This window comes from Endozoicomonas sp. ALE010 (genome assembly GCF_049310165.1).
Taxonomy (GTDB): Bacteria; Pseudomonadota; Gammaproteobacteria; order Pseudomonadales; family Endozoicomonadaceae; genus Endozoicomonas.
On the sequence record NZ_JBLYNV010000139.1, the window covers coordinates 1 to 4002 of the forward strand.

Annotated in this window: 2 protein-coding genes and 1 pseudogene; 1 reads left to right on the forward strand and 2 read right to left on the reverse strand. The window is 45.6% G+C overall.

The genetic code is table 11. The annotated features are described in order from the left end of the window. Positions 1–947 (forward strand): annotated as a pseudogene (locus tag ACO6UY_RS24055) (hypothetical protein); the annotation flags it as partial. A gap of 237 nt (positions 948–1184) precedes the next feature. Here the strand turns inward: ACO6UY_RS24055 and ACO6UY_RS24060 are convergent. Together ACO6UY_RS24060 and ACO6UY_RS24065 are read right to left on the reverse strand one after the other, a co-directional pair. Next, positions 1185–2294 carry a hypothetical protein gene (locus tag ACO6UY_RS24060; RefSeq protein ID WP_422491565.1) on the reverse strand — a complete coding sequence of 370 codons (1110 nt, stop codon included), beginning with the start codon at positions 2292–2294 and terminating at the stop codon, positions 1185–1187. A 249-nt stretch (positions 2295–2543) separates the two neighbouring features. After that, positions 2544–3284 (reverse strand): hypothetical protein, encoded by a 741-nt coding sequence (locus ACO6UY_RS24065; RefSeq protein ID WP_422463842.1) that lies wholly within the window; start codon positions 3282–3284, stop codon positions 2544–2546. Positions 3285–4002: the final 718 nt, after the last annotated feature.

Below are 4002 nucleotides of genomic sequence, written 5' to 3' on the forward strand. Positions count from 1 at the left end.
ATTTCCGACCAAGGAAGAGTCAGGATGCAATCCCGCTTCATGATGCGATCATGAGCGGCCTTGCCGTCATGCATTTGAAGTATCCGTCATTACTGCAGTTTGACCGGGATTGCGTCAAAAAACCGGATAAGAAGGAAGTACTGCCCCTGATGCCAGCACCCATCATCCAGCAGGTGGATGCCTCAAAGAATGACTGTGAAAAAACGGCACTTAAGCGACTTTTGTCGAACATCTCCAGAGAGCACCCACACCTCAAACTGGTACTGAACTGTGATGACCTTTACTCTGACGGCCCTACCATCAAACTGGTGAAATCCTACGGATACAGCTTCATTATGGTGGCAAAGGACACTTCTCACCCCTCGCTTTATGAATCAGTCGATGAACTGGATAAGGCGGATCAAGTGGTGCGCTATCAGTATACCGATGAGAAGGGATACCGACACTGGTTCCGGTTCGTGAACGATGTCCCTGTTAACAATTCCCATAAAGAGACGCTGGTCAACTATCCCGAATACGTCGAAATTGATCCGAAGGGTAACAAGAAGTACGTCAACACCTGGATTACCGATATCAAACTCACCAGGGAGAACGTGGCGAAAGTCATGCGAGGAGGACGCGCCAGATGGAAAATTGAGAACGAAACGTTTAACACACTGAAAACACAGGGCTACCATCTCGAACACAATTACGGGCACGGAGAGCAGCACCTGGCCACCAACCTGGCCTGCCTGACTTTCACCGCCTTTCTCATTAACCAGATAGAGCAACTGGCTTGCAAGTTCTTCCAGCAAGCTCTTGAAGCAAAGAAGTCCAAAAAAGCGCTATGGCTTGGGATACGAGGCTTATTTGACTGGTTTGTCATCGATAACTGGGAGGATGTGTACACAGCGATTATTGGTGGCAGGAGTGTCAGCTTAAAACACCTGGTTGTTGACACCACATGAGATAACGCCGGTAGCCCTGTGTATCCTGTGTTCTGAACTTGCTGATATGTTGGCTGATAAAGTAGCCATGGTTCGTTCAACCATGAAAAACAGTCACTTGGATAATCTATTTATGCGGCTACAGAGATATGGTCAGCGGGAATTGCTGGCTCCCATTGAGGTACAGCAGGTTCTACCGTTCGCTTATCCAGATGATAATGTTCAGTACCTTCTGACCCTTCGATTGCTGACCGTTCACTAAGGCTGAGAGGGGTCGATCGGGACTGTAAATATTCCTTCAGCTTGACGACTGAAAAGCAGGGGGGCAGCACCTTCTAAATTTTTACTGGAACTCTGGGTCGCTTTAGCTAAATTAGAAGTCAGTGGTAAATCACCTGAGTTTTTAGCTGAATTGACTGACTGAAGATACCGCTCTCTTGCGATCACTGCCTGCTCTTTAGCTTCTTCCTTGTTGGAGGTTTGTATTTTGATTCTTTTGTAGGTCTTTATATAGATCTTTTGTCCCTCGGCGTAAGCGGGATCTGCCTGGTACCGCTCCTTTTTGCGCTTGGCGTAAGCGGGATCTTTGCGAAGCTCCCTTTGGCGCTCCCTTTTGCGCTCGGCGTAAGCGGGATCTGTCTGGTAGCGCTCCCGTTGGCGCTCCCTTTGGCGCTCCCTTAGGCGCTCCCTTTTGCGCTCCCTTAGGCGCTCGGCGTAAGCGGGATCTTTGCGAAGCTCCCTTAGGAGCTCCCTTTCGCGCTCCCTTTTGCGCTCGGCAAGTGAAGAACTGCCATCAACATTAACTTCTGCCTGGGTTTTTTGGTTATCACTTGTAGCTTGGTGCATGCATAACGGATTAATGACAGCAACTGTCCGTAAATCTTTTGAACTATGAATTCCGGCAGGAAGATTAGTTAACTGTAAACCTGAGCTTGTATGATTCGCTGTTGTTTGCTCCCTAATTTCAAGCTCGTCCCACGATATTAGCTCCTGAAAGGGAGTGCTTGGTGCTAGTAATAATGGATTATTAACGGGTTCATAATCATGCTGGTAAGGAACATATTCATCAAGAATGGATTGTGGTATCTCTTGAATACCTGTTCCAGAAGCGTTTTCTGAATCGAGACTTGTTAGGGATGTAATATTATATTGATTCAATGAATAAGAACGATCAGCTTCATTCTGATATGTATCTGGTCCGCTATTGTAAATAGGAATAGGGTTCAGCACTTGAACTGGTATGCCTTGATAAACAGGCTGCTGTTCGGTGGTAGCAAATTGTTGTTCTTGATCTACTAAACCTAATGCGCTGGAACAAAGATAATAAAAATAAGCATCAAATGAAGGAAATTGATTGGTTTGATACATTGAATTATCGAATTGTTGAATTACAGCTTAAGACCATGCCTTCTTATAAAAGTTCTTCTCTTTCACAACTCATTCTTTATTTATGTCAACCAAGCATAGGGATTTGCTATGGCTATTACTAAATAGTGACGTAAAACTCTTCGAAAGTCAGCGCCTCACAGATGAGGATGACGTTGGCGGGCGGGTTACAGGCAGCGAGGTCATTGATGGAAACATCAATAATCTCTTTCTTTGATTGCTGACCGATCACTAAGGCTGAGAGGGGGCGATTGGGACTGTAAATATTCCTTCAGCTTGACGACTGAAAAGCAGGGGGGCAGCACCTTCTAAATTTTTACTGGAACTCTGGGTCGCTTTAGCTAAATTAGAAGTCAGTGGTAAATCACCTGAGTTTTTAGCTGAATTAACTGACTGAAGATACCGCTCTCTTGCGATCACAGCTTGCTCTTTAGCTTCTTCCTTATTGGAGGTTTGTATTTTGATTCTTTTGTAGGTCTTTATATAGATCTTTTGTCCCTCGGCGTAAACGGGATCTTTGCGAAGCTCCCTTTGGCGCTCCCTTTGGCGCTCGGCGTAAGCGGGATCTTTGCGAAGCTCCCTTTTGCCCTCCCTTTTGCCCTCCCTTTGGCGCTCCCTTTCGCACTCGGCGTAAGCGGGATCTGTCTGGTAGCACTCCCTTTGGCGCTTCCTTTGGCGCTCGGCGTAAGCGGGATCTGTCTGGTAGCGCTCCCTTTGGCGCTCCCTTTGGCGCTCCCTTTGGCGCTCCCTTTGGCGCTCGGCGTAAGCGGGATCTGTCTGGTAGCGCTCCCTTTTGCGCTCCCTTTTGCGCTCCCTTTCGCGCTCGGCGTAAGCGGGATCTTTGCGAAGCTCCCTTTTGCGCTCCCTTTGGCGCTCCCTTCGGCGCTCCCTTTTGCGCTCGGCAAGTGAAGAACTGCCATCAACATTAACTTCTGCCTGGTTTTGTTGGTTATCACTTGTTGCTTGGTGCATGCATAACGGATTAATGACAGCAACTGGCCGTAAATCTTGTGAACTATTAATTCCGGCAGGAAGATTAGTTAACTGTAAACCTGAGCTTGTATGATTCGCTGTTGTTTGCTCCCTAATTTCAAGCTCGTCCCACGATATTATCTCCTGAAAAGGAGTACTTGGTGTTAGTAATAATGGATTATTAACGGGTTCATAATCATGCTGGTAAGGAACATATTCATCAAGAATGGATTGTGGTATCTCTTGAATACCTGTTCCAGAAGCGTTTTCTGAATCGAGACTTGTTAGGGATGTAATATTATATTGATTCAATGAATAAGAACGATCAGCTTCATTCTGATATGTATCTGGTCCGCTATTGTAAATATGAATAGGGTTCAGCACTTGAACTGGTATGCCTTGATAAACAGGCTGCTGTTCGGTGGTGCCAAATTGTTGTTCTTGATCTACTAAACCTAATGCGCTGGAACAAAGATAATAAAAATAAGCATCAAATGAAGGAAATTGATTGGTTTGATCCATTGAATTATCGAATTGTTGAATTACAGCTTAAGACCACGCCTTCTTATAAAAGTTCTTCTCTTTCACAACTCATTCTTTATTTATGTCAACCAAGCATAAGAATTTGCCAGCAATTCCCGCTGACCATATCTCTGTAGCCGCATAAATAGATTATCCAAGTGACTGTTTTTCATGGTTGAACGAACCATGGCTACTT